2 protein-coding genes are annotated in these 1,693 nt (G+C 71.7%); both read right to left on the reverse strand.

Annotated elements, in window-relative coordinates; all coding sequences use genetic code 11:
• Nucleotides 1-175: 175 nt before the first annotated feature.
• Complete coding sequence (locus ACFV0Q_RS41410) at nucleotides 176-826, reverse strand: CE1759 family FMN reductase (protein ID WP_385013258.1); 651 nt, start codon at nucleotides 824-826, stop codon at nucleotides 176-178.
• Nucleotides 823-1,693 (reverse strand): CE1758 family FMN-dependent luciferase-like monooxygenase (locus ACFV0Q_RS41415; protein WP_385013260.1); only part of this gene is annotated, 871 nt, incomplete at its 5' end. The genes ACFV0Q_RS41410 and ACFV0Q_RS41415, both read right to left, overlap by 4 nt.

The raw sequence follows: 1,693 nt of genomic DNA on the forward strand, positions 1-1,693 counted from the left end.
CACCCCTCCATGACAGACTCACCTTCGCGACCCCCGGGCTAGCTGGGGCCGGCCGCGCCCACCGTGGAAGAGCCCCAGCGAGGAGGCGTACGTCCCCTCCCGGCGGCGGCCTCGCGGGATGACCGCCGACCGGGCCGGCCGATCCCGTGCGTCCCGTCGGCCGGGTGGGCGGGCGTTAGCGGCGGAGGGCGGCCAGCCGTTGTTCGAACGGGACCACCTCGAAGCCGTCCGCCGGATCCGTCGACGTGATCGCCCCGGTCAGCGAGCGGGGCGCGATCGCCTCGGTGGTGTCGACATCCGGGACGGCGGCCCCCGTGGCGGACGCGATGAAGCGCGCCAGCTCCGTGCCCGCACGGGTGATGCGCTGCGCCAGCCCGTCCTCGCCCCAGTCCTCCGAGGCGGCGTACACGGCTGTCGGCAGGACGAGCGCGCGCAAGTGGGTGAACAGCGGGCGCATGGCGTGTTCGGTGACCAGCGAGTGCCGGGCCGTGCCGCCGGTCGCGCCGAGGAGGACCGGCTTCCCGGTGAGGGCGTCCTTGTCGATGACGTCGAAGAACGACTTGAACAGGCCGCTGTACGAGGCCGCGAAGACCGGCGTCACGGCGATCAGGCCGTCCGCGGCGGCCACCGCGTCGAGGGCGGCGGCCAGCCGGGCGGGCGGGAACCCGGTGACGAGGTGCTGGGCGATCTCGGTCGCCAGGTCCCTCAGTTCGATCACTTCGGGCTCGGCGTCCACGTGAACCAGCGCCGCGGCCGCGAGCCGGTCGGCGAGCAGCCGCGTCGAGGAGGGGGAACCCAGCCCCGCCGATACGACGATGAGCTTCATCCCCGCGTCTCCTCCTTCGCGGTCTCCCGGGCCGCCGTCACGCGGGCCGCGTGCGTGGGCGCGTCCGGCACGCCGGCCGGGCGCAGGTTCGCGAACTCCTTGCGCAGCACCGGTACGACCTCCTCGCCGAGCAGGTCGAGCTGCTCCAGGACGGTCTTCAGGGGCAGGCCCGCGTGGTCGATCAGGAACAGCTGGCGCTGGTAGTCGCCGGCGTAGTCCCGGAAGGACAGGGTCCGCTCGATGACCTGCTGGGGCGAGCCGACGGTCAGCGGTGTCTGGGAGGTGAACTCCTCCAGGGACGGGCCGTGGCCGTACACCGGTGCGTTGTCGAAGTACGGACGGAACTCGCGCACCGCGTCCTGCGAGTTCTTGCGCATGAACACCTGGCCGCCGAGCCCGACGATGGCCTGCTCGGGGGTGCCGTGCCCGTAGTGGGCGTAGCGCTGCCGGTACAGGTCCACCATCTGCCGGGTGTGGGAGGCCGGCCAGAAGATGTTGTTGTGGAAGAAACCGTCGCCGTAGTACGCGGCCTGCTCGGCGATCTCCGGCGAGCGGATGGAGCCGTGCCACACGAAGGGGGCGACGCCGTCGAGCGGCCGCGGGGTGGAGGTGAAGGACTGCAGCGGCGTGCGGAACTTGCCCTTCCAGGTCACGACGTCCTCGTCCCACAGGCGCCGCAGCAGCGCGTAGTTCTCGATGGCGAGGTCGATGCCGTCGCGGATGTCCTTGCCGAACCAGGGGTAGACCGGGCCGGTGTTGCCACGGCCCATCATGACGTCGACGCGGCCGTCCGAGACGTGCTGGAGCATCGCGAAGTCCTCGGCGATCTTCACCGGGTCGTTCGTGGTGATCAGCGTCGTCGACGTG

It is taken from the genome of Streptomyces sp. NPDC059564 (assembly GCF_042735575.1).
In the GTDB taxonomy this organism is placed as follows: domain Bacteria; phylum Actinomycetota; class Actinomycetes; order Streptomycetales; family Streptomycetaceae; genus Streptomyces.

Coding starts and splice junctions, on each gene's coding strand:
- ACFV0Q_RS41410 (WP_385013258.1), bottom strand. CDS start 826: ATGAAGCTCATCGTCGTATCGGCGGGGCTGGGTTCCCCCTCCTCGACG.